We start from the raw sequence: 24,282 nt of genomic DNA on the forward strand, positions 1-24,282 counted from the left end.
TTTAGCGTTTCGTGAAATAATTCTTTCCTGCGAAGGTGACCTCGCCATCTCATGCAGCGAAAGGATATGCCATGGATCGCCGACTATTCCTGAAATCTGCGCTTGCGGGCACCGCTCTCGGGGCGTTCGGCCCGGCGGGACGAGCGCTGGCCGCGACCGATCTTCTTTGGATGACCTGGGAGAACCTCGCGAAGGACGACTATCTCGCGCCCTTCCTCGACAGCCATGACGTCGACCTGACCAAAACCTTCATCGGCACCGATGACGAGCAATTCGCGAAACTGCGCGCGGGCGGGGCCTCCTCGGTGGACCTGATCACGCCCGGCCTCGACAAGGTTTCCTACTACACCGCGTCAGACCTTCTGCAGCCGATCGACTTCGACAAGGTGCCGAACGCGAAACTCCTCTACGACACGTTCAAGAAGACCGATCTGGGAAAGACGGACGGCCAGACCTACGGAATCCCCTTCTATTGGGGCATCAACCCGATCGTCTACCGCGCCGACCTGATGGATGAAGAGCCCGATTGGTCCGTCTTCTTCGAGGGCGACAAATACAACGGCAAGCTCGCGATGCGCGACTACGCGCTCGAAGGGATCATGATCGCCGCGATGTATCTGGGCATTCCGCGCGACGAGATGTTCACGATGGACGACAAGCAGCTCGCCGAAGTGAAAAAGGTGCTGATGATCCAGAAGAGCAAACTGCGCACTTACTGGAACTCCATCGGCGACCTGACCAACCTCTTCGCGACCGGCGAAGTGGTCTGCGCCTTCTCCTGGGTGCCGCCCTATTACGACCTGAAGGAAAAGGGTCTCGAAATGGGCATGGCCAAGCCCAAGCAAGGCGTCATCGGCTGGTGCGACACGATCGCCGTGCCCAAGGGCGTCGAGGGCGCGCGTCGGGACTCGGTGTTCGAACTGGTCAACTACCTGCTCGGCCCGACCTACGGCAAAATGCTCGCCTATGGCGGCCCCTATGCGCAATCGACCTCCGCCGCGCGCGACGAGATCGACGAAGCCCAGCAGGAGAAGATCTTCATCAAGGACCTGTCGGTGATGGATAACTTCGTCTGGAAGCAAAATCCCCCGCGCTACAACGACTGGGTCGCACTCTGGAACGAAGTGAAGGCCAGCTAAGAATGACCGAGGCAGGTTCCGGGCCGACGGGTGGGCAGGGGCAGACAATGCCCCTGCTCCGCGCGCGTGCCCTTTGTAAGACATATGGCACCGTGCAGGCCGTGCGCGGTGTGAATTTCCGGCTCGACGAGAATTCCTACGTCACGCTGCTGGGGCCTTCGGGCTGCGGCAAGACCTCGATTCTGCGCATGATCGGCGGGTTCGAGGAGGTGAGCGAGGGGATGCTCGAGCTTGACGGCAAGAAGATCAACGACGTGTCCGCAAGCGCCCGCCCGATCAACACCGTCTTCCAGAGTTATGCCCTCTTCCCGCATCTGAGCGTTCTCGAAAACGTGGGCTTCGGCCTGCGCTACAAGGGGCTGAGCCGCAAGGAAGAGCGCGTGAAGGCCCGCGCGGCGCTGGAAACCGTCCAGATGTCCGCGATGGCCGACCGCCGCCCGCGCCAGCTCTCGGGTGGGCAGCAACAGCGCGTGGCCCTGGCCCGCGCGATTGCCAACGAGCCGCGCCTTCTGCTGCTGGACGAGCCGCTCTCCGCGCTCGACCGGCGGATGCGCAAGGACATGCAGATCGAGCTGAAAGACCTGCAGCGTCGGCTGAAAATGACCTTTCTCCATGTCACCCACGATCAGGAAGAGGCCTTCGCGCTCTCGGACTGGATCATCGTGATGCGTGACGGGATCATTGAACAACAAGGCGCGCCGGATACGATCTATCGCCGCCCCGAGACCGCTTATGTGGCCGATTTCATCGGCGGCGCGGCCTGCGTGCCGGGCAAGATCATCGACACCGCCATCGGCGCCTATGAGATCGAGACCCCCTTGGGCCAGTTCGCGACACCCGGCGTGCGCGGTCTCAAAGCCGGCTCCCCCGCCGTGCTCTGCCTGCGCCCGGAGCAACTGTTCCTCGACCCGCAAGGCCGGATTTCCGCGCGCGTGACCCACGCCGTCTATCGCGGCGCGGAGTGGCTGGTGGAAGCCGAGGCCGCGGGCATCACGCTGGCGCTGACCGTCGGCCATGACGACGTGCCCGAGATCGGTGCGGAGATCCGCATCGGCTTTGATCCCGCGCAGGTCTGGATCGCGCGGCCCGAGGCCGAACGGAATGCAGACCGGGCCACGGAGGCCAAGCCATGAGCCTGCGCGTCGGCACGCTCCTCGCCGCCCCGGTGACGGCCTTCCTGCTGGCGCTTTGCGTGGCGCCGCTGCTGATCCTCTTCGCCTACAGTTTCTTCCGCGTCGATTTCGTCGCGATCTCCTACGACCCGTCCTTCGCCAATTACGCAAAGATCGCGGGCTCTGCGACCTATCGCGGGCTGATCCTGAAAGCCTTCGGCTCGGGCGCGTTCGTCGTCGCGATCACCGCCGTGATCGGCTACCCCGTCGCGTGGTTCCTCGCCAAACGCGCGGGCGCGATGAAATCCGCGCTGCTGACGCTGCTGCTCGTGCCGCTTTATTCCGGCGATCTGGTGCGGGTGTTTGCTTGGCGAGTGCTTCTGGGCGCCGAGGGCGTCATCAACCGCTCGCTGATCTGGGCAGGCGTCACTGACGCGCCCATTCAGGGGCTGCTGTTCTCGCCGCTCGCGACCCATATCGCGCTGACCTACAACTATCTGCCCTTCATGGTGATCGGACTGTGGCTCGCCTTCGAGAGCCTCGATGACGCGTGGCTGGAAGCCGCTGCCGATCTCGGCGCGCGCAGCCCCAGCCGCTTCGCCCGCGTGACCCTGCCGCTGACCGTCCCCGGCCTCGTGGCGGGCGGACTGATGGTCTTCGTGATGGTGGTCGGCGATTACCTCACACCGCAGCTGCTGGGTGGCGCTTCAGGGATCACCGTGATCTCGGCGATCAACGACCTCTTCGGCACCGCCTTCGACTGGCCGCTGGGCTCGGCCATCGCCTGGACGATGCTCGCGATCCTGATGGCTTTCTTCGCCGTGGGCGCGATGCTGATCCGCCGCTCCAGCCTCGTGGGAGGGTCCTGACATGTCGCGCCTCTCCACGCTTTGGGTCTGGGCGGTCTTCGCCTTCATGTATCTGCCGATCGCGATGATCGCGCTGTTCTCGGTCAACGATTCCAAGATCATGTCGCTGCCGTTCTCGGGCTTCACGCTGAAATGGTATGCCGAGGTGATGGGCGACGGACGTCTGGGCGGGGGCTTCCTGACCACGCTGAGCATCGCCTTCCCCGTCGCGATTTGCGCGACGCTTCTGGGCGGGCTCGCAGCGCTTGCGATCAGCTTCTACCCGATGCGCGGACGCGGCATCTTCGCGGTGCTGCTGCTCGCGCCCTTCCTGATCCCGAAGCTGATCCTCGCCGTGGCGCAGCTGATCATGTTCAACGAGACCGGGGTGGAGCGCAGCCTGCTCACGGTGATCGCCGCGCAGACGGTGATCGTGCTGCCCTTCTCGACGCTGGTGATCGCCTCGGTGCTGATCCGCATCGACCGCGGGCTGTTGGAAGCGGCCGCCGATCTGGGCGCCTCGGGCTTTTCGGCCTTCCGCCGGGTGGTGCTGCCGCTGATGGCCAACGGGCTGATGGCGTCGTGGGTCGTGGCCTTCGTGCTGTCCTCGGCCGAATACGTCCTGACCGCTTTCGTCTCGGGCCGCGCGCAACCGCTTTCGGTGCTCGTCGCCTCCGACTTCCGCTTCGCGCTCTCTCCCTCACTCAACGCGCTCGCCGTGATGATCGTCTTCGGCAACATCGCCCTCGTGGCGCTGGCCGAGCTGATCCGCCGCCGCGCCTCCAAGACGGGGGCCTGAGCGCGATGACCAACCACAAGGACCCCACCATGATTTTCGAAAATGCCCTCGGAGAGGGGCAATCCAACGAGCTCATTCTGAACCCGCATTACGACACTGCGAAAGGCTATGGCCCCAAGCAGGAGGCCGTTCTGAACGACGCGGCCTTCGATCTGGCCAAGCGCACGATTTCTTCGTGGGAAGGCTATGCGCCGACGCCCCTCGTGTCGCTGCCCGCAATGGCGGCGAAGGCGGATGTGGCGGAAATCCAGTTCAAGGATGAGGGCGGGCGCTTCGGCCTCGGCAGCTTCAAGGCTTTGGGGGGCGCCTATGCGGTGCTGCGCCTTCTGGCCCGCGAGATCGCGAAGGCCAAGGACATTCCCGAACCCAGCGCCGAAGACATCGTGGCGGGCAAATATGCCGATATCGTCTCGCAACTGACCGTCTGCTGCGCCACCGACGGCAATCACGGGCGCTCGGTCGCATGGGGCGCGCAACGCTTCGGCTGCCGCTGTGTGATCTTCATCCACGCTACGGTTTCCGAGGGCCGCAAGGAGGCCATCGAGGCTTACGGCGCCGAGGTCCGCCGCTGCGCAGGCAATTACGACGACAGCGTCCGCGAGGCGCAGGAGACCGCAACGCGCGAGGGTTGGTTCGTCGTCTCCGACACCTCCTATCCGGGCTATACCGAAATCCCGAAGGACGTGATGCAGGGCTACGAGCTGATGGCGGCGGAAGCGGCCGATACGCTTGGCACCCCGCCCACCCATATCTTCATCCAGACCGGCGTCGGCGGGCTGGCGGCGGCGGTCGCGGCGCAATTCTCGCGCCGCTATGGCCCCGAGGCCCCGCGCGTGATCCTTGCCGATCCTGACCAATCGGCCTGCTGGCTAGAGACGATCCGCGAAAGCAAACCCACCGCCGTCGAGGGCGAGCTGGACACGCTGATGGCGGGTCTGGCCTGTGGCGAGGTCTCGCTGCTGGCGTGGGACGTGCTGGAGCCGCTGACCTTCGCGGTGATGTCCGTGGCCGACCCCGATGCCGTCGCGGTGATGCGTGCGCTGGCCAACCCCGAGGGGAGCGATCCGCCGGTCGCCGCCGGGGAATCCGCCGTGGCGGGGCTCGCCGCCTTCCTGGCCGCCGCCGAGAATGATGCGGCGCGCGAAGCCCTCGGGATCGACGCGAACTCCCGCATCCTGTGTTTCGGCACGGAAGGCGACACCGACGCTGCCCTGTTCAAAACCCTCGTCGGTCGCAGCGCTGCTGAAGTGCGGGGCGCGGCATGAGTATCGCGATCGACACCGAGCGCCTGATGGCGCGATTGGAGCGGCTCGGACAGATCGGCGCCCTGCCCGGTGGCGGCGTGAAGCGGCTCGCACTTTCCCCAGAAGACGCCGAAGGCCGCGCCCTCGTGATACGCTGGATGCGCGATCTCGGCCTCGAGATCACCACGGACGTCATCGGCAATTGCTGGGGCATCCGCGCGGGCGAGGAAGACGGCCCGCCGGTCGTGATGGGCTCACATATCGATACGGTCGCGACGGGCGGCCTTTATGACGGCAGCCTCGGCGTGCTGGCAGGGCTGGAGGTGATCGAGGCGCTCAATGCGGCTGGCGCGCGCACCCGCCGCCCCGTTGCGGTCGCGTTCTTCACCAATGAGGAAGGCGCGCGCTTCGCCCCGGACATGATGGGCTCGGGCGTGGCGCAAGGCGCGCTGCCGCTCGACGAGATGCTGGAGGTCGAAGGCATCGACGGGGTGCGCTTGCGCGATGCGCTCGCTGCCATCAATGCCGCAGGCCCCGCCCCGGTCGGCGCGCTGAAACCGCACAGCTATCTGGAGCTGCATATCGAACAGGGCCCGGTGCTGGAGACCGAGGAGCTGCAGATCGGCGTCGTCACCGGCGTGCAGGGCATTTCCTGGACCGAGATCACCGTCACAGGCGCCTCCGCCCATGCGGGCACGACGCCGATGGCGCTGCGCCACGATGCGGGCGCGGTGGCGGCGCGGATCGCGGTCGAGGCCCAACAGATCGCCGCAGATCACGGCCCACCGCAGGTCGCGACCGTGGGGCGGATGCGCGTCTCACCCGATCTGGTGAACGTGGTGCCGCAGGAAGCGGTGATGACCGTCGATCTGCGCCATACCGACGAGGCCACGCTGCAAAAGGCCGAGACCCGGCTCTGGCGCGCCGCGCAGGATTTCGCACGTGCCGGGGGCTGCGCGATCACGCGCCGGACGCTGGCCCGCTTCGAGCCGGTGGAGTTCGACCCCGCATTGGTGGACAGCGTAGAGGCCGCCGCCCATGCGCGCGGTCTGGGCCATCGCCGGATGCCCTCGGGCGCAGGCCATGACGCGCAGATGTTCGCGCCGAACTGCCCTTCGGCCATGATCTTCGTGCCCTCGCAGGACGGGGTCAGCCACAACATTCACGAATATACCGCCCCCTCGGACATCGCGGGCGGGGCACAGGTGCTGATGGATGTCGTCTGCCAGCAGGCGGAGCTTCAGGACGCGCCCGAATTTCAAACGATCGAGACAGGACAATTGCCATGACCCGCAAATTCATTGCCGCCGCCGCACAGCTTGGACCGATTGCGCGTGACGAGCCGCGCGCCTCCGCCGTGGCGCGGATGCAGAAGCTCTTGATCGACGCCCATCGGCGCGGCGCGGAACTGGTCGTCTTTCCCGAATTGGCGCTGACCACCTTCTTTCCGCGCTGGCTGATCGAGGACGAGGCCGAGCTCGACGCATTCTATGAAACCGAGATGCCGAATACGGAGGTGCAGCCGCTGTTCGACACTGCCCGTGACCTCGGTGTCGGCTTCTATCTCGGCTATGCGGAGATCGCCTACGAGAACGGCGAGAAGCGCCGGTTCAACACCTCGATCACCGTCGACAAGACCGGCCAGATCATTGGCAAATATCGCAAGATCCACCTGCCCGGCCATCCCGAATACGAAGACTGGCGCCCCTTCCAGCATCTGGAGAAGCGCTATTTCGAGCATGGCAATCTGGGCTTTGGCGTCTTCGACGGGTTCGGCGGCAAGCTGGGCATGTGCCTGTGCAACGACCGCCGCTGGCCCGAGACGTTCCGCGTGCTCGGTCTGCGCGGGGCGGAGCTGGTGATGCTGGGCTACAATACGCCGGTGCACTACCCGCTCGCGCCCGAGCATGATCACCTGCAGGACTTCCACAACCACCTGTCGATGCAGGCGGGGGCTTACGCGAATGGGTGTTGGGTGATCGGCACCGCGAAAGCGGGGCGCGAAGAGGGCTGCGACCTGATCGGCGGCACCTGCATCATCGCGCCCACCGGCGAGATCATCGCCAAGACCCAAGGGTTCGGCGATGAGTTGGCGATGGCCGAAATCGACCTCGACCGCTGCCGCGAGCTGCGCGAGAACGTCTTCAACTTCGCGCTTCACCGCGAACCCGAGGACTACCGCGACATCTGCGCGGGATAGGAAAGTCGATGAGGGTGAGGACTACCGATCAGTGCAGCGGCGCATTCGAGGCCGCGAGCTGTTCCGCATATGCGCCCCGAACCTTGAGCGACGAGAGCATCGGTTGGGACTGCATGATGTATCCCTCGAGGAAGGTGACGAGGGCAATGCGCCACCGACGTTCGATCTCGATATAGGGATCGGAGGTGGCGAAAGAACTGACGTTGACGGAGACCGAGAATTTCTGCGGGTCGAAAGTCGCGCGTTGGTCGAGCAATTCGGTGCGCAAGGCCGGGGTGAACACCTTTTCCGGCTGCGCCAGCGTCGCCAGGCCTTTCAAGTTGATCGAGTCCCCGAGAGCGTCACGGGTGTCGTCCTGGAAATTAAGGGAGAATTTGCCCACGTCAGCCACACCGCGCTCATCAAGCTTAACCAACAATTCAAGCGACACATGTTTAACATTCATAATCAATACCTCCGTTGGACGCGAGTGGCTCCGAATGGACCTGTGCGGCTCGCCGACGAGGGCTGGATCACATGCAAGAGCGGCGATGTTGTGACTTGAATTGGGCAAACATGTCAAAGTTAGTTTCTGACGCTGCGTGACCTTTCGAGCTGACGATTAGGCCTCCATCTGCGGGGCCTGCCATCGAGAAATACCCTTGCGGCAATCTCCCGCTCATGCGCGCCGGGAAATCCTCTGCGTGGCGCCGCTGCGTCAGTGAGGCTAAATACATCCACAGCAACAGAAAAATCTTGCCGAGGCCACGGTGCGCCTCAAATAGTTGAACTGGTCCGTTCACTTTGAGGACCCGAGTCGTTTTGAAAGGAACCCGACATGCAAAGCCCGATGAAGAAAAAAGCCGTACTCGCTCTGGTCGCATGCTGCGCCATGGGCATTCTGGCCGCCTGCAGCCAAACCGAAGGCACGGCGACCGCTGCAAACGTTCCGAACATGAAGGCGAACATCGAAAACCCGATGTAAGCGATCGGAGCCGTTTCGCAGCTCCGAAGCCGACCCGCTACTGACGCGCCCTCTCGACATCCGCGAGGAGCGCGTCAGGAGCGATCCCGCGTTTCTCCGCACTGGCGCGGACGGCTTGCTGCAGTGACTTGCTACGGCTCAGCAGGCGACGGAACCGGGCTTCGTCCAATTCCAGAAGGGTCGATGGGGTAATCGCGCGCACTTCGGTCCTGCGCGTCCGTCTCATCAGGATCGACAGCTGACCGAACATCTCGCCGCGACCCAGCCGCCACGTCTGGTTGGCAGCCTCAACCTCGACCGCCCCGGAGGCGATGAAAAACACGCTTTTCGCGACGCTGTCGCGGCCGAGAATGACCTCCCCCGCGTTGGCGTGCCGCGCCTTGAGCAACCGGCTCAATCGTTTCTGGTCCCGGGCATCGAGACCGGAGAACAGCGGAAATTGCCGAACGAGCTCGATGCGCCGCAGCGCGATATCGAGCTTCGGGCGATCCTCCGCGCGCGACCGCTTCTGCGCGAGGCCTGCCCGGAGCTTGGTGTAGACCTCGTCGCCGATCAGGCCGTCTTCGCGCATCGTCTCGTATTCGCGCTCCTCCAGCCGCAGCGCGGTCCGACGAATGATGCGCCGTTCGAGCTCTTCGGCGTAGCCGGGATATTGCAGACGAAGCCCCTGCAGCGCGGTTTCGACGATTTCGATGCGGCGCGATAGCAGGTCAGAGAGCAGGTCGCTCACGCGCTTGCCATGAATGCGGCGGATGCGGCCGCTGATGAAGCTGCCGAGATCGCGCAGCACCAGCCGCTGCGACAGGAGCATCTCGAACCGGTCCGCCGTCATCCGCGCGAGGGGGCGCGACAGGTGGAGGCGGCGATGCAGGATATTCGCGACGCGGAAGCCGAAGCCATATTTGACGCTGCGCCGCGCGATCCGGTTATAGCCGTGCCGCCCGTCCGCGCGTGCGCCCTCGATCAGACGGTCGGCGTTCGACAGAACCTTTTCGGCGATGCGAGAGGCGATCGTCCGCTCCCGCACCCGCATCAGGATGGTGTCGCGTTCATGGCCGGCGAGCGCGATGAGCCCCAAGGTAATGCGGTCGCGGTCGTGAATGTCCTGACTGTCGTCGGCGGCCTTGACCGCGCCCTCCAGCCGCTCCCCGAACCGCTTGGCCTCGGAGCGGACGACGTCGCGGCTGAGTTCGTAGTTCTCGGTGGTCCGCGCGAGGTCTTCGCGCACTTTCTGCAGCGAGACGGCGACGACCTGGCGCGACAGCGCATCGTCGATCGGCGACAGCCGGTCGAGCCCCAGCCGACCGATGATCCAGCGCAGCGTGGTGCCCTGCCCGATCAGCGTGAACAGGGTGAAGCCGGTGGCGAGAATGCCGACCATGCGCTGAACCTCGTCGGGGACGCGGAAACTCTCGGTCACGGCCAGCGCCAGCGCGAGCGTCACCGCCCCACGCAACCCGCCCCAGAGGATGGCGACCCGATAGGGCCGCTCGACCGTGGGTGAGACCCGCAGCGCCGTGAGAAGTGGCAGAAGCCCGAACAGGATCACCGCGCGCGCGAAAATCGACGCGAGGACGACGACACCGACGAGGGCGATATCCCCGATGCGGATTTCTTCGAGAAGTCTCGGGATCAACAGCGCCGCCAGGACGAAGATGAGGGCCCCCGCCCAATGCGCGAGAACTCCCCAGAGCTCGCGCAGATTGATCCATGTCTGCGGTTGCAGACGTCCGGGCCCGGTCAGGTTCAGCGTCAGACCGGCGGCGACCACCGCGATGACACCCGAAGCGCCGATGCTTTGCTCCGCGCCGATATAGGCCAGGTAAGGCAGCGCCACCGAAATCGAGAGCTGGGCAAGCTCATGGCGCCGGAAGAACGACATCATCCCGACGGCGATACGCGCGACCAGCCAGCCGGTGAACGCGCCGCCGAGGATGAGATACGGAAACCGGGCGAGCGCATCGCCCAGCTTCGGATCGGGCACGCCCATCATGACGAAGCCCATGAAAAGCCCGAACAGCGCGATGGCCGCGGCATCGTTGAGCAGGCTTTCCCCTTCGATGATCCGCGACAGCCGGCGCGGGGCAGAGATCGAGCGGAAGATCGAGACGACGGCGGACGGATCGGTCGTGGACACGATCGCGCCGATGAGCAGGCACGCGGTGAGCGGGATCGAACTGACCCAGGACAGCGCGTAACCGACGCTGAGGGTGGCCGCGACGACCGCCACAACCGCGAGCATCAGGATGGGAACCCAGTCGTCCAGCATCCTGCGCAGGTCCATCCCCAGCGTCGCCTGAAACAGCAGCGTGGGTAGGAACACGTAGAGGAACACGTTCGAGCGGATCGGAAGGTTCAGGATCGCTTCCGCCACCGGGTTGAGCGCGTCGGTCAGCTCGGTCCGGAGGAAAAACACAGCCGCCACACCGATGAGAATACCGATGCCCGCAAGGATCACACTGAACGGAAGACGCAGCCGCGCCGCCAATGGCTCCGCCACCCCGATGACGAGGAAAAGCGACGCGACAATCGTGGTGATGACGACGATATCCATTCAGTCGAAATACCACGCTGATCGGCGGACGCACGGGGAATTGAAAGGTTTGGACACTTTGCGATCGGGAGACAAGCACGCCCCCGCCGAGAGAGGTGGGGGCGCTTAATGGACGTTAAGTCAGATCAGGCGACGAGTTTCGCCGTCATCTCGACGAGGCGTTTCGCCTGATGGGCGATCGCGGCCTTGCCAGCTTCGTTGACGCCCCCGGCATTGGTCGAGAAGCCGTAGGGGTTGCCGCCCGCATTGAAGATCGCCTCGTCGGTATAGCCCGGCGGAACGATGACGCAGCCCCAATGCATGGCCGTGGTGTAGAGGCCGAGGATGGTCGCCTCCTGCCCGCCATGTGCGTTCTGCGCGCTGGTCGTCGCGGTGAAGGTCTTGTTGGCTAGCTTGCCTGCGCCCCAGAGACCGCCCAGCGTGTCGATGAAGGCGCGCATCTGGCTTGCTGAGACGCCGTAGCGGGTCGGCCCGGAGAAGAAATAGCCCTCGGCCCATTCCATATCGTCGGCGGTCACTTCCGGAATATCGCTCATCTTCTCGAGCTGGTTCTTCCAGGCGTCCTGCCCTTCGACGACGGCTTTCGGGGCCGTCTCGGGAATGCGGCGCAGGCGCACTTCGGCTCCGGCAGCCTCAGCGGCTTCCGCAGCCGCCAACGCGACGGCATGGTTGGTGCCATAGGTGGAATAAAAGACGATTGCGATCTTCGGTTGTGCCATTTCTAACTCCTGTGTTGGGAAGGGACTGAGGGGCAACGGCGCCCTCAGCCGTGTTTGATGAACGTGCCGTTGTTGAGTTCCGTCAGCGCCTGACGCAGTTCGTCCTGCGTGTTCATGACGATGGGACCGTGCCACGCGACGGGCTCCTGGATCGGGCGACCGGTCATCAGCAGGAAGCGGAGACCTTCGTCCCCGGCCTGCACCGTGATCTCGTCGCCCGCGCCGAAGCGGACCAGCGTGCGGTTGCCGGTCATGTCGCGGATATTCAGCTCCTGCCCGCGATACTCCTTCTCGACCTTGATGCCGACGGGATCGCTGGCGTCGCGGAATGTGCCGGAACCTGCAAACACATAGGCGAGCGCGTTCGAGCGCGTATCGACCGGCAGCACCTTGCGGCGTCCTGCGGGGATCGACACGTCGAGCAGCATCGGGTTCGCGGCGATCCCGTCGACCGGGCCGGTCTTGCCCCAGAACGAGCCGATGATGACCTTGACGGTCGTGCCGTCATCGTCGCCTTCGATCGGGATATCGCTGCCGGTGATGTCCTGATAGCGCGGCGCCGTCATCTTGAGCGCGCCGGGCAGGTTGGCCCAAAGCTGGAAGCCGTGCATCTGCCCCTTCTCATTGCCCGAGGGCATCTCCTGATGGACGATGCCGGAGCCCGCCGTCATCCACTGCACGCTGCCCGCGCCGAGAAGACCGCGATTGCCGAGCGAATCCGCATGCTCCACCTGGCCGTCGAGCACATAGGTGATCGTCTCGATGCCGCGATGCGGGTGCCACGGGAAGCCCTTGGAATAAAGGCGCGGATCGTCGTTGCGGAAATCATCCATCATCAGGAACGGGTCGGTCAGCGACGGGTCGCCGAAGCCGAACACGCGATGCAAGTGAACGCCAGCGCCTTCGAGCGCGGGTTGCGCCTTGCTGGTCGCCGAGACAGGTCGAAAGGTCATGTGAGCCTCCAAATATCGTTGGTGATAGTGTGGGGCTTCCTCGGGAGATTTGAATTAGCGAAGGTCCCGCATGTCCTGTGCGCAAACGCGCAGATGGGCAAAGGTTCCGCAAAAAGAACCGGGCCACCCTTCGGCAGCCCGATCTTCTTTTGTCTTAGCTGACGCTCTCGGGATCAGATGTTACCCTTGGACAGCTCCCCGGCGATGAAATCCGCCTGCCGGATCGCGAGCGCCACGATGGTCAGCGTCGGGTTCTCTGCCGCACCTGTCGTGAATTGCGAGCCGTCCGAGATGAACAGGTTCGGCACGTCATGGGTCTGGCCGTGTTTGTTCACCACCCCGTCGCGCGGGTTCTCGGACATCCGGTTGGTGCCGAGGTTATGCGTCGAGGGATAGGGCGGCGTCGGGAAGGTCCGGGTCGCCCCCACCGCATCGTAGATCGCAGCGCCACGGGCATAGGCGTGATCGCGCATCGCCCGGTCGTTCGGGTGATCGGTGTAGTTCACGTTGGCCACCCGCAGCCCGTAGGCGTCCTCGACCTCATGGTTGAGCGTGATGCGGTTGGTCTCCTGCGGCATGTCCTCGCCCACGATCCACATCCCGGCCATGTTCTCGTAGCTGTCGAGCGCAGTCGTGAACTCGCGCCCCCAGCCGCCCGGATCGAGGAAGGCCGCCATGAAGGGCAGACCGAGGCTGAGCGTTTCCAGCTCGTAGCCGCCGACGAAGCCGCGCGAGGGATCGTGGCGCGCCTCATCGCGGACAATGCCCGCCATGGTCGTCCCGCGCCACATCTTCACCGGCTTGTCGAAGACGCCATAGACCGAGCCCGTAGTGTGACGCATGTAGTTGCGCCCCACCTGCCCCGAGGAGTTCGCAAGCCCGTCGGGGAACATTGCCGAATGCGAATTCAGGAGCACGCGCGGGCTCTCGATCGAGTTGCCCGCGACGCAGACGATCTTGGCCTTCTGCATCTGCAGATTGCCCTCCTTGTCGAAATACTCGACGCCGGAGGCCATGCCCTGATCGTTATGCAGGATGCGGGCGACGTGGCAATGATCGCGCACCTCCAGATTGCCGGTCGCCTCGCCGCGCGGAATATCCGTATAGGCCGAGGACCACTTGGCGCCCCATTTGCAGCCCTGGAAACAGAAGCCCGTCTGCTGGCACGCCATCCGGTCGTCATAGTCGATCGAGTTGATCGCCATATGCCCGGTATTCACTTCCGCATAGCCGAGCGCCTTCGCGCCTTTCTCCAGCACCTTGAAGTTATTGTTGCCCGGCAGGCCCGGACGGTCGCCGGTGCGGGTCACGCCCAGCTTGGCCTCAGCCTTGTCGTAATAGGGCGCAAGCTCGGCCGGATCGATCGGCCAGTCGAGCAGGTTCGCCCCATCGACATTGCCGTAATGGGTCTTCGTCTTGAACTCGTGGTCCTGAAACCGAAGGCTCGCCCCGGCCCAGTGGATCGACGTGCCGCCGACCGCTTTCACGATCCATGCGGGCAGACCCGAGAAATCCTTCGCCACCCGCCAGTCGCCGCTCGTCGTGCGTGGCTCGGTCCAGGCGAGCTGGCCGAAGCTTTCCCATTCGTCGTTGATGTAATCCTCGGGCAGATAGCGACCGCCCGCTTCGAGCGCCACGACCTTGACGCCCTTTTGCGCCAGTTCGTTTGCCAGCACGCCGCCGCCCGCGCCGGTGCCGATGATGACAACGACGCTGTCGTCGCTCAGATCAAATTTCGCAACCATGTCTGCCTCCCTTACAGCCAGTCGATGTCGTCAAAACCGCGGTTGATGTAGCCGCCCTTGGAATAGGACTCGCCTTCGTAGCCGAAGATCGGCCCGACCGCTTTCTGGTTGTAGAGACCTGTCACCAGACCGCCCCGGATCTTCTGGAAGAAGGGGCTCTCCTCCATGCCCCGCAGGATCGCAACGCGATCCTTCTCCCAGCCCGTCTCGAGGTAATTCGCGAAGCCTTTGCCGCGTGCCGCCGCATCGAGCGCGGCAATCCCCGCTTCGATTTCGTCAGCTGTATCGGCAGTGTCGTAGCCCTTCACCGCGATGACATAATACTGGTCGTCGACCTTGTCGTGCGGGTAGATATCGCGCGCCATCTGCACGAGCGTCGCGAAGGTCGTCGGCTTGAGCGCCGAGAGCTCGGTGGCCCAGGCGGCATTGCGCGCCGCCATGAACCCCGAACCCACGACGAAGCTCGCCCCCGCCACGGTTGCCCGCGCCAGCAGCTGCCGTCTGGTCAGCCCTTTCGAGCTTGCCTTGGTTGCCATTGTCGTCTCCTCCCTGATGTCTCCCTTAGGAAAATCTCACTTGAAGCGGCCTTCGCGCGCGAGCACCTCGATCTGGTATCCGTCCGGATCGGCCACGAAAAAGAACTTCGCGACGACCTCCCCTGCCGGCGCGAATTCCACGAGTTTGCGAGGCGCGAGGCCCTCCGCCTCGAAGCGCTTGTGTTCGGCTTCGAGATCATCGACCGAGACCGCGAAATGGCCGTAGCCATCGCCGAGGTCATAGGGCTCGGTCCGGCCCTTGTTGACGGTGAGTTCCAGTTCGAACTCGCTTTCAGGATTGCTCAGATAGACGAGCGTGAAATCCGGAAAGTCGAGACGGTCGGCGACTTTGAGGCCGAAAGCCTTGTCGTAAAACGCGACCGAGCGGTCCTCGTCGAGGACACGGATCATGGAATGAATGGGTTTTGCCACCGGTTGCTCCCGCTGTAGTGCTGTCAGTTGTCCTGAGAGCCTAGCAGCGGGCCGCGGTGGGGCGGGTAGTAGGTCTATACTACCCCTTAAGAATGTTTGACGTCAGGCTTGCGCTTACTCTGCAGCGACCGCGAGCGGGGCGCGATCGTTCGAGATTTCCATGAATTTCAGGCACGCGCAGCGCAGCAGCGACGTGAAGTTCGAGGGCTCCCCGCGCAGCTCCAGCACTTCCGCATGCAGCGTCGAGATGAAGGTCGGCGTGGACACCCCATCGCGCGCGGCGATCTCGTCGAGAATGTCCCAGAACGCGTTCTCGAGCCGGATGCTCGTGCTCTGGCCGTTGAGCCGCAGCCTGCGCGTCTCGCTGGAATACCGCTCGGGGTCCTGACCCGCGAAAACATGGCACATATCGTCTCTCCTCCCTCAGATCCGATTGCCGAGGCGAACCAAGATTCACCCGAGACTCAAGAATATGGTCAATCCGGGGCGGGTCAATCGTGTTGTGACGGGGGGCGTGGCTGAGCGCGTCGGGCTATGGGGTCGCCGCGAACCCTCCCACGAGGTCACGCGCCACGCGCTCTGCCGCCGCCAGCGCGCCTTCCATGTAGCCGCCCATCTCGGGCGCGGTCTCCGACGAGGCGAAATGAACCCGCCCGTCATGGAGCCCGCGCAGCACCGGAGGCAGGCCATAATCGGGGTGGAACCTGAGCGGCTCGAGATCCGCTTCCGTCGCCGTTTCGGGCGCGACAGCCCAGTCTTCGAGCGCATAGGTCAGCGGGTTGGCAGCTTCCCGCCCGAAGATCCGGCCAAGCTGCTCAAGGGCGGCAGCTTTGACCACCTCCTCCTGCCCGATCCGCACCCGCGCTGGCACACCCAGAAAGCCGAACAGAGCGGCGGGCGTGCCGTCCGGCCCCGAGGCATCGTGGATTTCCGCCAGAGGCCCGCGCTGGCTCATCGCATCGCCCGACAGCCCGGCTTCGCGCCAGAACGGTCGCTCGTAGAGGGCGACGAATTTCGCGTGCCCCGCCATCCAAGTCGGGATCGCGCGGAGCGCCTGCGTCTCCGCATCGCTCAGCTGCGGCGCGAAAGACATCTGCGCCGCAATGCGTGGCGGCACGGCCAGCACGACATGCTCCGCCTCGCAGGTCCGGCCGTCCTCGAGCGTGAGAGAGGGCCCTGCCCCGATCCCGACAACGCGCGCCCCGGGATGAAGCTGCGCGGCGGGAAGGTCGGCGGCGAGGGCGTTGGTCAGCGCGACCATGCCGCCTTCGAGACGCCACGACCCCGCCATGCTGGCAAAGCCCATATTGCGGTGAACGTCGCCGCTCGCATCTTCCAGCGACACCGCGCCGCGCGCGAACTGCTCGAACTTGCGCAGGTTCAGCGCCTCGGTGAGCGCGGCGATCCGGGGCTGGCCGGGCCAGAACCATGACGGGCCGAGATCGACCCTGCCCGTTGCGGTCTCAAGCGCCTTGATCCGACCGCCAAAGCGCGGCCGCGCCTCGAACAATTCGAAAGAGACACCGCGCGCGTGCAGATGCCGCGCGAGCGCCAAGCCCGCGAGCCCGCCGCCCACGATCGCGACCTGCATTTTCATGGAAGCCTCGTCATTGTGAGAGATCGTTTCCCGTCACTGATCCGGCGCGGCAACAAAGCGCAGATGCCCCGTCTTGATCCAGAACTCGGCGCCGCCCGACCCGGCCTGAACCTGCAGCGGCTGCCCGTCAGGCAAGCGCAGCCACGATCCCTCGCGCAGGTCATCGCCGCCTTCGGACAGCGTTCCGCCTAGTACGAGCAACTCCATCCCGCCCGGATCATCTAGCGAGAGGCTCGCATTCGGCGCGAGCCTGAAATAGCGGACGATCTCACGCGCGTCGCGATGAAGTTCAGCGCACTCGACGCCCTCGCCGGTCTGGGTCAGATCGGCCCGGATATCCTTGTGAAACTGATTGCGGTCGTCGGGGTCGAACTGCCAGAGCTTCACGAAGATCGTGCAGCCACCCTCCGATCCCGGCCGGTGCCGGGTCTGCGGCGGATTGCGCACATAAGTCCCCGCCGGATAATCGCCGCTCTCATCTTGGAACACGCCTTCGAGCACGAGATATTCCTCGCCGCCGCCATGCGTATGCGCCGAGAAACTATGCCCCGGGGCGAAACGCACGATGCTCGTCGCCCGCGCCACCTCGTCGCCGATCCGGTCGAGCATCCGCCGCTCGACACCCGCCGACGGCGAGCCGTGCCAGTCGAGCGTGTCGGAATGAACGAGCACGCGCTCCGAGAATTCCGCGTTGATTTCCATGTGCCCTCCGAAATGTCTGCCCCAACCCGGGTTGGACTGTCGCACCGCCCCTAAGCGGCGCGTAATTCGGAGCTATGCTCGGAAGGCAGAATTTCAAATGCCGCGAAGCCCCTCGGCTATTCGACGCTGCGCAGATCATCGAGCTGAACCGAGATCGCCTCGCCGGGATAATCGGCGGGCTTCGGCAGCTCGGCAATCAACATCGTCGGCCCGCTTCCTGCCTGCGCCACCGCCTGTCCGTCGGGGCCCGCGATGATGGACTTGCCACCGAAGTCGATGTCCCGATCAGGACCGGCGTAATTCGCATAGACCACGACGGCCGCGTTCTCATTCGCGCGCGCCCGCACGAGCAGATCGGGGACGTGATCGTAGCCAACCGGGTTCGCCGTCGGCACGAGGATCAGCTCGGCCTTCGCTCTCGCCAAGGTCCGTGCGTGTTCCGGGAACTCGATATCGTAGCAGATCAGCAGGCCGGTCCGGATGCCGTTCAGCTCGAAGACGGGCGGCGCCTCCGTGCCAAAGGCGAAGCTCGCACGCTCCATCTCGCCGAAAAGTTGGATCTTGCGATAGTGCCCGACCCGCGCGCCTGTCTTGTCGAGCACAGACGCCGCGTTGAACACGTCATCGCCCAGCCGTTCGGCCCAGCCATAGCAGATCGCGCATTCGTATTTACGCGCGATATCGCCCATCGTGGTGCACCACTCTCCCCCGAGCGGCTGCCCCTGCACGCGATGATCCTCGGGCCGATTATAGCCGGGCAGGATCAGCTCGGGCAGCACGACGAGATCGGCGTCGAGCGTCGACAGACCGCTCACCCATTTCTCGATGGTCGCAAAAATCTGCGCCGGGTCAGAGGGAAGCGGCAGCGGCTGGACGAGCGCGATTCTCATGTTTGTCTCCATTCTCGACAAACAAGCGTATCGCTTGCGTCGCAGCCCGTCACCCTGAGCAAAGCCGGAAAACTCTGCCTACGGGCGACTGGCGTCTGGAGAGAGGGTCAGTACGAAAACAGCCGCGACAGCCTGTCCAATTCAATCAAGACAGGAGTTTCGCTTTGGCCTCCCGCAGGGCATGCGCGAGTTCGAGATAGCCGGCATTGCCATTATTGAGATGCATCAGCTCATAGTGGTCTGCCCAGTGGTCGATCCGCGCACGCGGCACACGGTCCGACCACGCACCTCTGCGCACCCGGATGGCCCCGTCTTCCAAGCACTCTACTTCGATACGCGTTTCGATCATAACGATCTCCATCTCTAACTCGTCAAGGGCGCAAGAGGCTCGCGATACAGCCGGGGCCCTCCCGAAAATAACATTTTTGCGAATAGACAATTGTTGCGAATAACCCACTGGTAACAAAGGAATGCGACTCCGCGCATTGCGGATTTCCTCAGTTTTTTCCGCGGTAACAGTGAATTGACTCACGGCGTACCGAAATACCCCCTGAGTTGAATGCTCAGCGGGTGGTCCGGCTGGGTCAATTCGGAGTGCCTAGCCTCCGAGCGAGAAACGCCGCAGCAAGATCCGGTGTGGCGATCTGGGGATAATCCGCCTCGGCAATCGCGACGCCGAAGCGCTGGTTGAGCGCGATCACGAGGTTCAGGATATCCATCGAGTCGAGTTCGAGATCGTCCTGAAGATGGTCCGATCCCGCGATTTCGGCAGGGTCGAGATCAGGGGCGACGCGCACGAGTTCCTCGATATAGGCGCTGCGGATTTCGTCTTCGGTCATAGCTCCTCCGGGGTTTGCAGCTTCGCGTCGATCGCGGTCAGAAATTTCGAGCCCAGCCGCCCGTCGCTCACACGGTGATCGGCGGCCAGCGTCAGCGTCACGGCCTGCGCGGCAATCACTTCGCCGTCGCGCACCAGCGGCTGCGGGCCAGGCGCACCGGCCGTCACGATGGCGACCTGCGGCGGCACGATGATACCGGCCATCGCCTCGACCCCGCTTTCGCCGAGCGCCGAAAAGGTCAGCGTCGCCATGCTCATCTCCGAGCTTTTGAGCCGCCCGGCACGGGCGCGCATCGTGAGTTCGCGCATCGCCTCCATCAAATCCTGCAGGCTCTTCTTGTCGGCATCGAGGATTGCGGGCGCGACAAGCCCGCCGCCCCTGAGCGCGATGGCCAGCCCGAGATGGATTGCCGCGGAGGGCGTAAAGCCCTCTTTCCCGAAATGCCCGTTCACCGCCTTTTCCTCGCGTGCCGCCAACGCCATGGCCTTCATCAAGAGCGCGCCCATCAGGATGCGTTCTTCGGGCGGGCGGTCCGCATTGGCGGCGCTCAGCCAATCGCTCGCGGCGCTGAGGTCGACCTTGTGGGTGACGTAGTAATGCGGGATCTCGCGTTTCGACCGGGCCATCGCGGCGGCGATCGCCTTGCGCATCTCCGCGAGATAGGCGCCGCGATTTTGCGCCGGGCTCGGTGCCGCGGTGGGTTTCGTCGTCTCGACATCGGCGAGGACGATCGCGCCCCCCGGCCCGCTTCCAGTAAGGCTCTCCAGCGCGATCCCCAATTCCGCCGCGCGCGCCTTGGCGGCGGGTGATGCGGCGATGCCTGCTGAGGTGGCTGCGCGTGGAGTGATTGGTGGCGCCGCTTTCGCCACGGGCGCGACGGGTTCGGTCGCGGTCTGCGGCGCGACTGGCGGCGCGGTCTGCATTGGGGCCTCCGCAGCCTCCCCCGGCGCCTGAATAACGGCGAGCGGCGCGCCGACGGGCAGGTCTTGCCCAAGCTCTGCCATCAGCTTCTCGACCACGCCGTCCTCGAAGACCTCGATCTCGATCGCGCCTTTCTGGGTCTCGACCACCGCGACGATATCGCCGTGCTTGACCGTATCGCCGGGCTTCACCAGCCATTCGACCAGCTTGCCCGCCTCCATATCCGCGCCGAGCGAGGGCATCTTGAAAACCGCCATCGCGTCACCCTTTCCCGAGCGCGGCCTTCACGGCGGCGACGATGGCGGGCACCTGCGGAATGGCGGCGTCCTCGAGATGTTTGGGATAGGGGATCGGCACCTCGGCCGAGCACACCCGCCCCACCGGCGCATCGAGATGCCAGAAGGATTTCTCGCCGATCCGGGCCGCGATCTCGGCCGAGAGCGAACCGGACCGCCAGCCTTCGTCCACGATCACCGCGCGGCGCGTGCGCGCGAGCGAGGCCATGATCGTCGCGTCATCGAGCGGGCGCAGGGACCGCAGGTCGACCACCTCGGCTTCGACCCCCTCGCCTGCCAGCGCTTCGGCGGCCTCAAGTGTTTTCCACAGCGACCCGCCATAGGTGATCAGGCTGACATCCTTGCCCGCGCGCCGGATCGCGGCTTTGTCGATATCGACCGGCCCCGCATTCGCCGCGATCTGCCCGGTCATGTTGTAGAGCATGACATTCTCGAAAATCAGCACCGGGTCGGGATCCTCAATCGCGGTCCAGAGCATCCCGCGCGCGTCCTCCAGCGTGGCGGGCGCGAGGATGCGCAGCCCAGGAATATGCGCGTACCAGCCTTCGAGCGAATGGGAATGCTGCGCCGCCAGCTGCTTGCCCGCGCCAGTGGCGAGACGGATCACCACGGGCGCACCGAACTGCCCGCCCGACATGTGCCGGATCGTGGCGGCGGTGTTCATGATCTGGTCGAGCGCGAGCAGCGAAAAATTCACCGTCATCACCTCGACGATGGGGCGCATCCCTGCCGCCGCAGCACCAATCCCCGCCCCGGTGAAGCCGGATTCCGAGAGCGGCGTGTCGCGGATACGGTCTTCGCCAAATTCGTCCATCAGCCCTTTCGAGACCGCGTAGCAGCCGCCGTAAGCGCCCACATCCTCGCCCATCAGGAAGACGCGATCATCGCGGCTCATCGCGTCGCGGATGGCCAGCTTGACCGCCTCGCGATAGGTCATCTCGACGGTCTCGGCGCTGGGTTCGGGCGACGCGGGCGGCGACGGGCGATCCTCGGCCATGACGTGACGAGTGAGCGTCTCGAGCGGCTCCCACTCGCTCGCCTCGGCATAGGCCACGGCGGCGGCGATCTCATCCTCGACGCCGGCCTCGATCTGCGCGACCTCTTCGGGATGCATCAGCCCGGTCTCGTAAAGCCAGGTCTGGAACCGTACGATCGGCCCCTTCTCGCGCCACGCGGCAACCTCGTCCTTGTCGCGATAGAGCTGGGCATCGAACATCGAATGCGCCCGGAAGCGATAGGTCAGACATTCGAGAAAATAGGGTTTGCCGGTCTCGCGGATCGCGGCGAGCGCGCGGCGGGTGGCGGCCTCGACCGCGACCACATCCATCCCGTCGACCTGTTCCGTCACCGTGCCATAGGCGGCCGCCTTGCGCCTTATGTCGGTCTCGGCCTCAGTTCGCGCCAGGGCCGAGCCCATCGCGTAGCCGTTATTCTCGCAGACGAACAGCACCGGCAGCGACCAGAGCTGCGCGAGGTTCATCGACTCGTGGAACTCGCCCTCGGCCACCGCGCCTTCGCCGAAGAAGCAGGCGGTGACATTGGGCGCACCCATCATCCGGTCGCGCAGCGCGAGGCCCACGGCCAGCGGCAGCCCGCCCCCCACGATCGCGTTGCCGCCATAGAAATTGCGCTCGGCGTCGAAGATATGCATCGAGCCGCCCCGCCCGCCCGAGGCGCCGGTAGCCTTGCCATACATCTCGGCCATCACGCGTTCCATCGGCACGCCGCGCACCAACGCATGGCCGTGCTCGCGATAGGTCGCCACGACGCGATCCTCGGGGCCAAGCCGCGGGATCACGCCAGAGGCCACCGCCTCCTCGCCATCATAGAGATGCAGGAAGCCGCGGATCTTTTCCTGCGTGTAGAGCTCGGCGCATTTATCCTCGAAATGGCGCACACGGATCATCGCCGTGAGTAATTCGCGGATGTGGTCATGGGTCAGATGCGGTTTATCGGCAGTCATGTCTCGTCACTCTCCAGCGTCGAAATATCGCCTTCCGGCAGGCCCAGCTCGCGCGCCTTCAGCAGACGGCGCATGATCTTGCCCGAACGGGTCTTTGGCAGGGTTTTGCGGAACACCACCTCGCGCGGGGCGACCGCCGCGCCGAGCTTTTTGCGCGCGAGGCCCCGGATGTCGCGTTCGAGGTCCTCGGAGGGCTCGAACCCCGGATTGAGCGCGACATAGGCCTTCACGACCTCGCCTGCGGTCTCGTCGGGCAGGCCGATCACGGCGGCCTCGGCCACCGCCGGGTGCTCGATCAGCGCGCTTTCGACCTCGAAGGGGCCGATCAGGTGCCCGGAGGATTTGATGAGATCGTCTGCGCGGCCGACGAACCAGAAATACCCGTCCGCGTCGCGCATCGCGAGATCGCCCGAGAGATACCAGCCATCCACGAAACACTTCTTGTAGCGCGCCTCTTCGTGCAGATAGGCGCGCATCATCGAGGGCCAGCCGGGGCGCAACGCTAGTTCGCCGATCTCGCCGGGTTTGCACTCGCGCAGCCCCTCATCGACACGCTCGACGATCCCCGCCTCAATCCCGGGCAGCGGCTTGCCCATCGAGCCGGGATGCACATCCATCGCGCGGGTATTGGCGATCATGATGCCGCCGGTCTCGGTCTGCCACCAATTGTCGTGGAAGGGTTTGCCGAAGACCTCGTTGCCCCAGACCACGGCCTCGGGATTGAGCGGCTCGCCCACCGAGGCCATGAACCGCAGCTTCGAGAAATCGTAAGGCGCGGCTGCCTCTTTCCCTGCGCGCATCATCATGCGGATCGCGGTGGGCGCGGTGTACCAGACCTCGATTTGCTCGCGCTCGAGAATGCCATACCAGCGGTCGAGATCGAAATCGGCCTCGTCGATGACCATCCGCACCCGGTTCACCAGCGGCGAGATGATCCCGAAGGAGGTGCCCGTCACCCATCCCGGATCGGCGGTGCACCAGTAGCGCGTGCCCGGCGTCAGTTCGAGCGCGTAGCGCCCCGCGGCGACATGCATCACGACTGCATTATGCACATGCACCGCGCCTTTCGGGCGGCCCGTGGTGCCGGAGGTGAAATGGATCAGCGCGGGATCTTCGGGTGCCGTGCGGACCGTCTCGAACTCCTCCGAGGCCGTCGCCATCGCGGGGCCGAGTGCGACGCAATCGTCGGGCGCCTCGTCGCCGATGATCAGCACCAGTTTCAGGGACGGGATCTGGTCGCGCCACGCCGCGATCTTGCGACGGTAGATCGACGCGGTCGTGATCAGCGCATTGGCCTCGCCAATCTCGAGCCGCGTGCGCAAGGGCTCGGGCCCGAAGGCGGAAAAGAGCGGCGAGAAGATCATCCCGGCTTTCAGCGTGCCCAGCGCCGCGACGTAGAGATCGGGCACGCGCCCTGCGAGACCGAAGAGCCGATCGCCCGGTTTCAGTCCGTGGCTTTTAAGCACATTCGCGAAGCGTGCGGTCCGGGCGGCGAGGTCGCCATAGCTCAGGCTTTCTTGCGCGCCGTCCTTGCCGAGCCACAGGATCGCCTCGTCACCGCCGTGCCCCGAGGCGACATGCCGATCCACCGCCTCGTAGGCGATGTTCAACCCGCCATCGGGAAAGCCGTCGAGCATCGCCCGCGCGGTGTCCCAGGTGAACGCCTCGCGAACCTCATCGGTCAGCGTGGCGGCTGCCCGTTCGGCATCCGACTTCCGGATAATCGCCCAAGTCATCACGCCTCCTCCCAAGGTGATGCCAGTCGATGGGCCGCCCCTGTCACGAACGGCCATGAACTTCCCTAGGCGAAGACTGGAGGCAGTTTCATT

The 24,282-nt window shown here is 64.8% G+C and carries 24 protein-coding genes; 8 read left to right on the plus strand and 16 right to left on the minus strand.

Annotated features, from left to right (window positions below; all coding sequences use genetic code 11):
- Positions 1-71 precede the first annotated feature (71 nt).
- From BMI87_RS04120 to BMI87_RS04150, 7 genes are read left to right on the plus strand one after another with little or no spacing between them, the layout of a single operon-like run.
- Positions 72-1,139 (plus strand): substrate-binding domain-containing protein, encoded by a 1,068-nt coding sequence (locus tag BMI87_RS04120; RefSeq protein WP_078519866.1) that lies wholly within the window; start codon positions 72-74, stop codon positions 1,137-1,139.
- A gap of 47 nt (positions 1,140-1,186) precedes the next feature.
- A complete protein-coding gene (locus BMI87_RS04125) occupies positions 1,187-2,272 on the plus strand; it encodes an ABC transporter ATP-binding protein (RefSeq protein ID WP_078520038.1) in 1,086 nt (361 codons plus the stop codon).
- The gene (locus BMI87_RS04130; protein WP_078519867.1) at positions 2,269-3,120 is read left to right on the plus strand and encodes an ABC transporter permease; all 852 of its coding nucleotides are present in this window, start codon (positions 2,269-2,271) and stop codon (positions 3,118-3,120) included. Before BMI87_RS04125 ends, BMI87_RS04130 begins: the two co-directional genes overlap by 4 nt.
- Position 3,121: 1 nt before the next feature.
- On the plus strand, positions 3,122-3,898 hold the full coding sequence (locus tag BMI87_RS04135) for an ABC transporter permease (RefSeq protein ID WP_078519868.1): 777 nt from the start codon (positions 3,122-3,124) through the stop codon (positions 3,896-3,898).
- A gap of 29 nt (positions 3,899-3,927) precedes the next feature.
- Positions 3,928-5,163 (plus strand): diaminopropionate ammonia-lyase, encoded by a 1,236-nt coding sequence (locus BMI87_RS04140; RefSeq protein ID WP_078520039.1) that lies wholly within the window; start codon positions 3,928-3,930, stop codon positions 5,161-5,163.
- On the plus strand, positions 5,160-6,431 hold the full coding sequence (locus tag BMI87_RS04145; protein ID WP_078519869.1) for a Zn-dependent hydrolase: 1,272 nt from the start codon (positions 5,160-5,162) through the stop codon (positions 6,429-6,431). The genes BMI87_RS04140 and BMI87_RS04145 overlap by 4 nt, the downstream gene beginning before the upstream one ends.
- A complete protein-coding gene (locus BMI87_RS04150; RefSeq protein WP_078519870.1) occupies positions 6,428-7,342 on the plus strand; it encodes an N-carbamoyl-D-amino-acid hydrolase in 915 nt (304 codons plus the stop codon). Before BMI87_RS04145 ends, BMI87_RS04150 begins: the two co-directional genes overlap by 4 nt.
- A gap of 28 nt (positions 7,343-7,370) precedes the next feature.
- On the opposite strand, the gene BMI87_RS04155 is transcribed toward BMI87_RS04150, so the two are convergent.
- A complete protein-coding gene (locus BMI87_RS04155; protein ID WP_078519871.1) occupies positions 7,371-7,787 on the minus strand; it encodes a hypothetical protein in 417 nt (138 codons plus the stop codon).
- Positions 7,788-8,159: 372 nt separating this feature from the next.
- On the opposite strand from BMI87_RS04155, the gene BMI87_RS22465 reads away from it, so the two are divergent.
- Positions 8,160-8,306, plus strand: a complete 147-nt coding sequence (locus BMI87_RS22465; RefSeq protein WP_165757007.1) for a hypothetical protein — start codon at positions 8,160-8,162, stop codon at positions 8,304-8,306.
- A 37-nt stretch (positions 8,307-8,343) separates the two neighbouring features.
- On the opposite strand, the gene BMI87_RS04160 is transcribed toward BMI87_RS22465, so the two are convergent.
- The 15 genes from BMI87_RS04160 to acsA all read right to left on the minus strand — a co-directional run bounded on the left by BMI87_RS04160 (position 8,344) and on the right by acsA (position 24,189).
- Positions 8,344-10,860, minus strand: coding sequence for a cation:proton antiporter (locus BMI87_RS04160; protein WP_078519872.1), 2,517 nt, complete (start codon positions 10,858-10,860; stop codon positions 8,344-8,346).
- Between the two features lie 125 nt (positions 10,861-10,985).
- Positions 10,986-11,579, minus strand: a complete 594-nt coding sequence (gene wrbA, locus BMI87_RS04165) for an NAD(P)H:quinone oxidoreductase (protein ID WP_078519873.1) — start codon at positions 11,577-11,579, stop codon at positions 10,986-10,988.
- Between the two features lie 44 nt (positions 11,580-11,623).
- Positions 11,624-12,532, minus strand: coding sequence for a pirin family protein (locus BMI87_RS04170; protein WP_078519874.1), 909 nt, complete (start codon positions 12,530-12,532; stop codon positions 11,624-11,626).
- A gap of 173 nt (positions 12,533-12,705) precedes the next feature.
- Positions 12,706-14,277 carry a GMC family oxidoreductase gene (locus tag BMI87_RS04175; RefSeq protein ID WP_078519875.1) on the minus strand — a complete coding sequence of 524 codons (1,572 nt, stop codon included), beginning with the start codon at positions 14,275-14,277 and terminating at the stop codon, positions 12,706-12,708.
- A gap of 11 nt (positions 14,278-14,288) precedes the next feature.
- Positions 14,289-14,813, minus strand: coding sequence for a Twin-arginine translocation pathway signal (locus tag BMI87_RS04180; protein WP_078519876.1), 525 nt, complete (start codon positions 14,811-14,813; stop codon positions 14,289-14,291).
- Between the two features lie 36 nt (positions 14,814-14,849).
- A complete protein-coding gene (locus BMI87_RS04185) occupies positions 14,850-15,245 on the minus strand; it encodes a VOC family protein (RefSeq protein ID WP_078519877.1) in 396 nt (131 codons plus the stop codon).
- A gap of 114 nt (positions 15,246-15,359) precedes the next feature.
- Positions 15,360-15,653: a ribbon-helix-helix domain-containing protein gene (locus BMI87_RS04190; RefSeq protein ID WP_038079934.1), complete on the minus strand. Its 294-nt coding sequence runs from the start codon at positions 15,651-15,653 to the stop codon at positions 15,360-15,362.
- A gap of 124 nt (positions 15,654-15,777) precedes the next feature.
- Positions 15,778-16,842, minus strand: a complete 1,065-nt coding sequence (locus BMI87_RS04195) for an FAD-dependent oxidoreductase (protein WP_078519878.1) — start codon at positions 16,840-16,842, stop codon at positions 15,778-15,780.
- Between the two features lie 33 nt (positions 16,843-16,875).
- On the minus strand, positions 16,876-17,544 hold the full coding sequence (locus tag BMI87_RS04200; RefSeq protein WP_078519879.1) for a cupin domain-containing protein: 669 nt from the start codon (positions 17,542-17,544) through the stop codon (positions 16,876-16,878).
- Positions 17,545-17,660: 116 nt separating this feature from the next.
- Positions 17,661-18,434, minus strand: a complete 774-nt coding sequence (locus BMI87_RS04205) for a carbon-nitrogen hydrolase family protein (RefSeq protein ID WP_078519880.1) — start codon at positions 18,432-18,434, stop codon at positions 17,661-17,663.
- A gap of 145 nt (positions 18,435-18,579) precedes the next feature.
- A complete protein-coding gene (locus BMI87_RS04210; RefSeq protein WP_078519881.1) occupies positions 18,580-18,783 on the minus strand; it encodes a hypothetical protein in 204 nt (67 codons plus the stop codon).
- 235 nt (positions 18,784-19,018) lie between these two features.
- Entirely contained in the window at positions 19,019-19,273 is a 255-nt protein-coding gene (locus BMI87_RS04215; protein ID WP_078519882.1) for an acyl carrier protein, read from the minus strand.
- On the minus strand, positions 19,270-20,451 hold the full coding sequence (locus BMI87_RS04220; protein ID WP_078519883.1) for a dihydrolipoamide acetyltransferase family protein: 1,182 nt from the start codon (positions 20,449-20,451) through the stop codon (positions 19,270-19,272). The genes BMI87_RS04215 and BMI87_RS04220 overlap by 4 nt, the downstream gene beginning before the upstream one ends.
- Before the next feature lie 4 nt (positions 20,452-20,455).
- Entirely contained in the window at positions 20,456-22,453 is a 1,998-nt protein-coding gene (gene pdhA / locus BMI87_RS04225; protein ID WP_078519884.1) for a pyruvate dehydrogenase (acetyl-transferring) E1 component subunit alpha, read from the minus strand.
- Positions 22,450-24,189, minus strand: a complete 1,740-nt coding sequence (acsA, locus tag BMI87_RS04230; RefSeq protein WP_078519885.1) for an acetate--CoA ligase — start codon at positions 24,187-24,189, stop codon at positions 22,450-22,452. Before acsA ends, pdhA begins: the two co-directional genes overlap by 4 nt.
- Positions 24,190-24,282 lie beyond the last annotated feature (93 nt).

This window comes from Thioclava sp. F28-4, from assembly GCF_002020045.1.
Classification (GTDB): domain Bacteria; phylum Pseudomonadota; class Alphaproteobacteria; order Rhodobacterales; family Rhodobacteraceae; genus Thioclava; species Thioclava sediminum.

What these genes read in the sequence shown, in the direction of transcription:
- BMI87_RS04120 (WP_078519866.1), top strand. Translation starts at nt 72, where the DNA reads ATGGATCGCCGACTATTCCTGAAATCTGCGCTTGCGGGCACCGCTCTC.
- BMI87_RS04125 (WP_078520038.1), top strand. Translation starts at nt 1,187, where the DNA reads ATGCCCCTGCTCCGCGCGCGTGCCCTTTGTAAGACATATGGCACCGTG.
- BMI87_RS04130 (WP_078519867.1), top strand. Translation starts at nt 2,269, where the DNA reads ATGAGCCTGCGCGTCGGCACGCTCCTCGCCGCCCCGGTGACGGCCTTC.
- BMI87_RS04135 (WP_078519868.1), top strand. Translation starts at nt 3,122, where the DNA reads ATGTCGCGCCTCTCCACGCTTTGGGTCTGGGCGGTCTTCGCCTTCATG.
- BMI87_RS04140 (WP_078520039.1), top strand. Translation starts at nt 3,928, where the DNA reads ATGATTTTCGAAAATGCCCTCGGAGAGGGGCAATCCAACGAGCTCATT.
- BMI87_RS04145 (WP_078519869.1), top strand. Translation starts at nt 5,160, where the DNA reads ATGAGTATCGCGATCGACACCGAGCGCCTGATGGCGCGATTGGAGCGG.
- BMI87_RS04150 (WP_078519870.1), top strand. Translation starts at nt 6,428, where the DNA reads ATGACCCGCAAATTCATTGCCGCCGCCGCACAGCTTGGACCGATTGCG.
- BMI87_RS04155 (WP_078519871.1), bottom strand. Translation starts at nt 7,787, where the DNA reads ATGAATGTTAAACATGTGTCGCTTGAATTGTTGGTTAAGCTTGATGAG.
- BMI87_RS22465 (WP_165757007.1), top strand. Translation starts at nt 8,160, where the DNA reads ATGCAAAGCCCGATGAAGAAAAAAGCCGTACTCGCTCTGGTCGCATGC.
- BMI87_RS04160 (WP_078519872.1), bottom strand. Translation starts at nt 10,860, where the DNA reads ATGGATATCGTCGTCATCACCACGATTGTCGCGTCGCTTTTCCTCGTC.
- wrbA (WP_078519873.1), bottom strand. Translation starts at nt 11,579, where the DNA reads ATGGCACAACCGAAGATCGCAATCGTCTTTTATTCCACCTATGGCACC.
- BMI87_RS04170 (WP_078519874.1), bottom strand. Translation starts at nt 12,532, where the DNA reads ATGACCTTTCGACCTGTCTCGGCGACCAGCAAGGCGCAACCCGCGCTC.
- BMI87_RS04175 (WP_078519875.1), bottom strand. Translation starts at nt 14,277, where the DNA reads ATGGTTGCGAAATTTGATCTGAGCGACGACAGCGTCGTTGTCATCATC.
- BMI87_RS04180 (WP_078519876.1), bottom strand. Translation starts at nt 14,813, where the DNA reads ATGGCAACCAAGGCAAGCTCGAAAGGGCTGACCAGACGGCAGCTGCTG.
- BMI87_RS04190 (WP_038079934.1), bottom strand. Translation starts at nt 15,653, where the DNA reads ATGTGCCATGTTTTCGCGGGTCAGGACCCCGAGCGGTATTCCAGCGAG.
- BMI87_RS04195 (WP_078519878.1), bottom strand. Translation starts at nt 16,842, where the DNA reads ATGAAAATGCAGGTCGCGATCGTGGGCGGCGGGCTCGCGGGCTTGGCG.
- BMI87_RS04200 (WP_078519879.1), bottom strand. Translation starts at nt 17,544, where the DNA reads ATGGAAATCAACGCGGAATTCTCGGAGCGCGTGCTCGTTCATTCCGAC.
- BMI87_RS04205 (WP_078519880.1), bottom strand. Translation starts at nt 18,434, where the DNA reads ATGAGAATCGCGCTCGTCCAGCCGCTGCCGCTTCCCTCTGACCCGGCG.
- BMI87_RS04210 (WP_078519881.1), bottom strand. Translation starts at nt 18,783, where the DNA reads ATGATCGAAACGCGTATCGAAGTAGAGTGCTTGGAAGACGGGGCCATC.
- BMI87_RS04215 (WP_078519882.1), bottom strand. Translation starts at nt 19,273, where the DNA reads ATGACCGAAGACGAAATCCGCAGCGCCTATATCGAGGAACTCGTGCGC.
- BMI87_RS04220 (WP_078519883.1), bottom strand. Translation starts at nt 20,451, where the DNA reads ATGGCGGTTTTCAAGATGCCCTCGCTCGGCGCGGATATGGAGGCGGGC.
- pdhA (WP_078519884.1), bottom strand. Translation starts at nt 22,453, where the DNA reads ATGACTGCCGATAAACCGCATCTGACCCATGACCACATCCGCGAATTA.
- acsA (WP_078519885.1), bottom strand. Translation starts at nt 24,189, where the DNA reads ATGACTTGGGCGATTATCCGGAAGTCGGATGCCGAACGGGCAGCCGCC.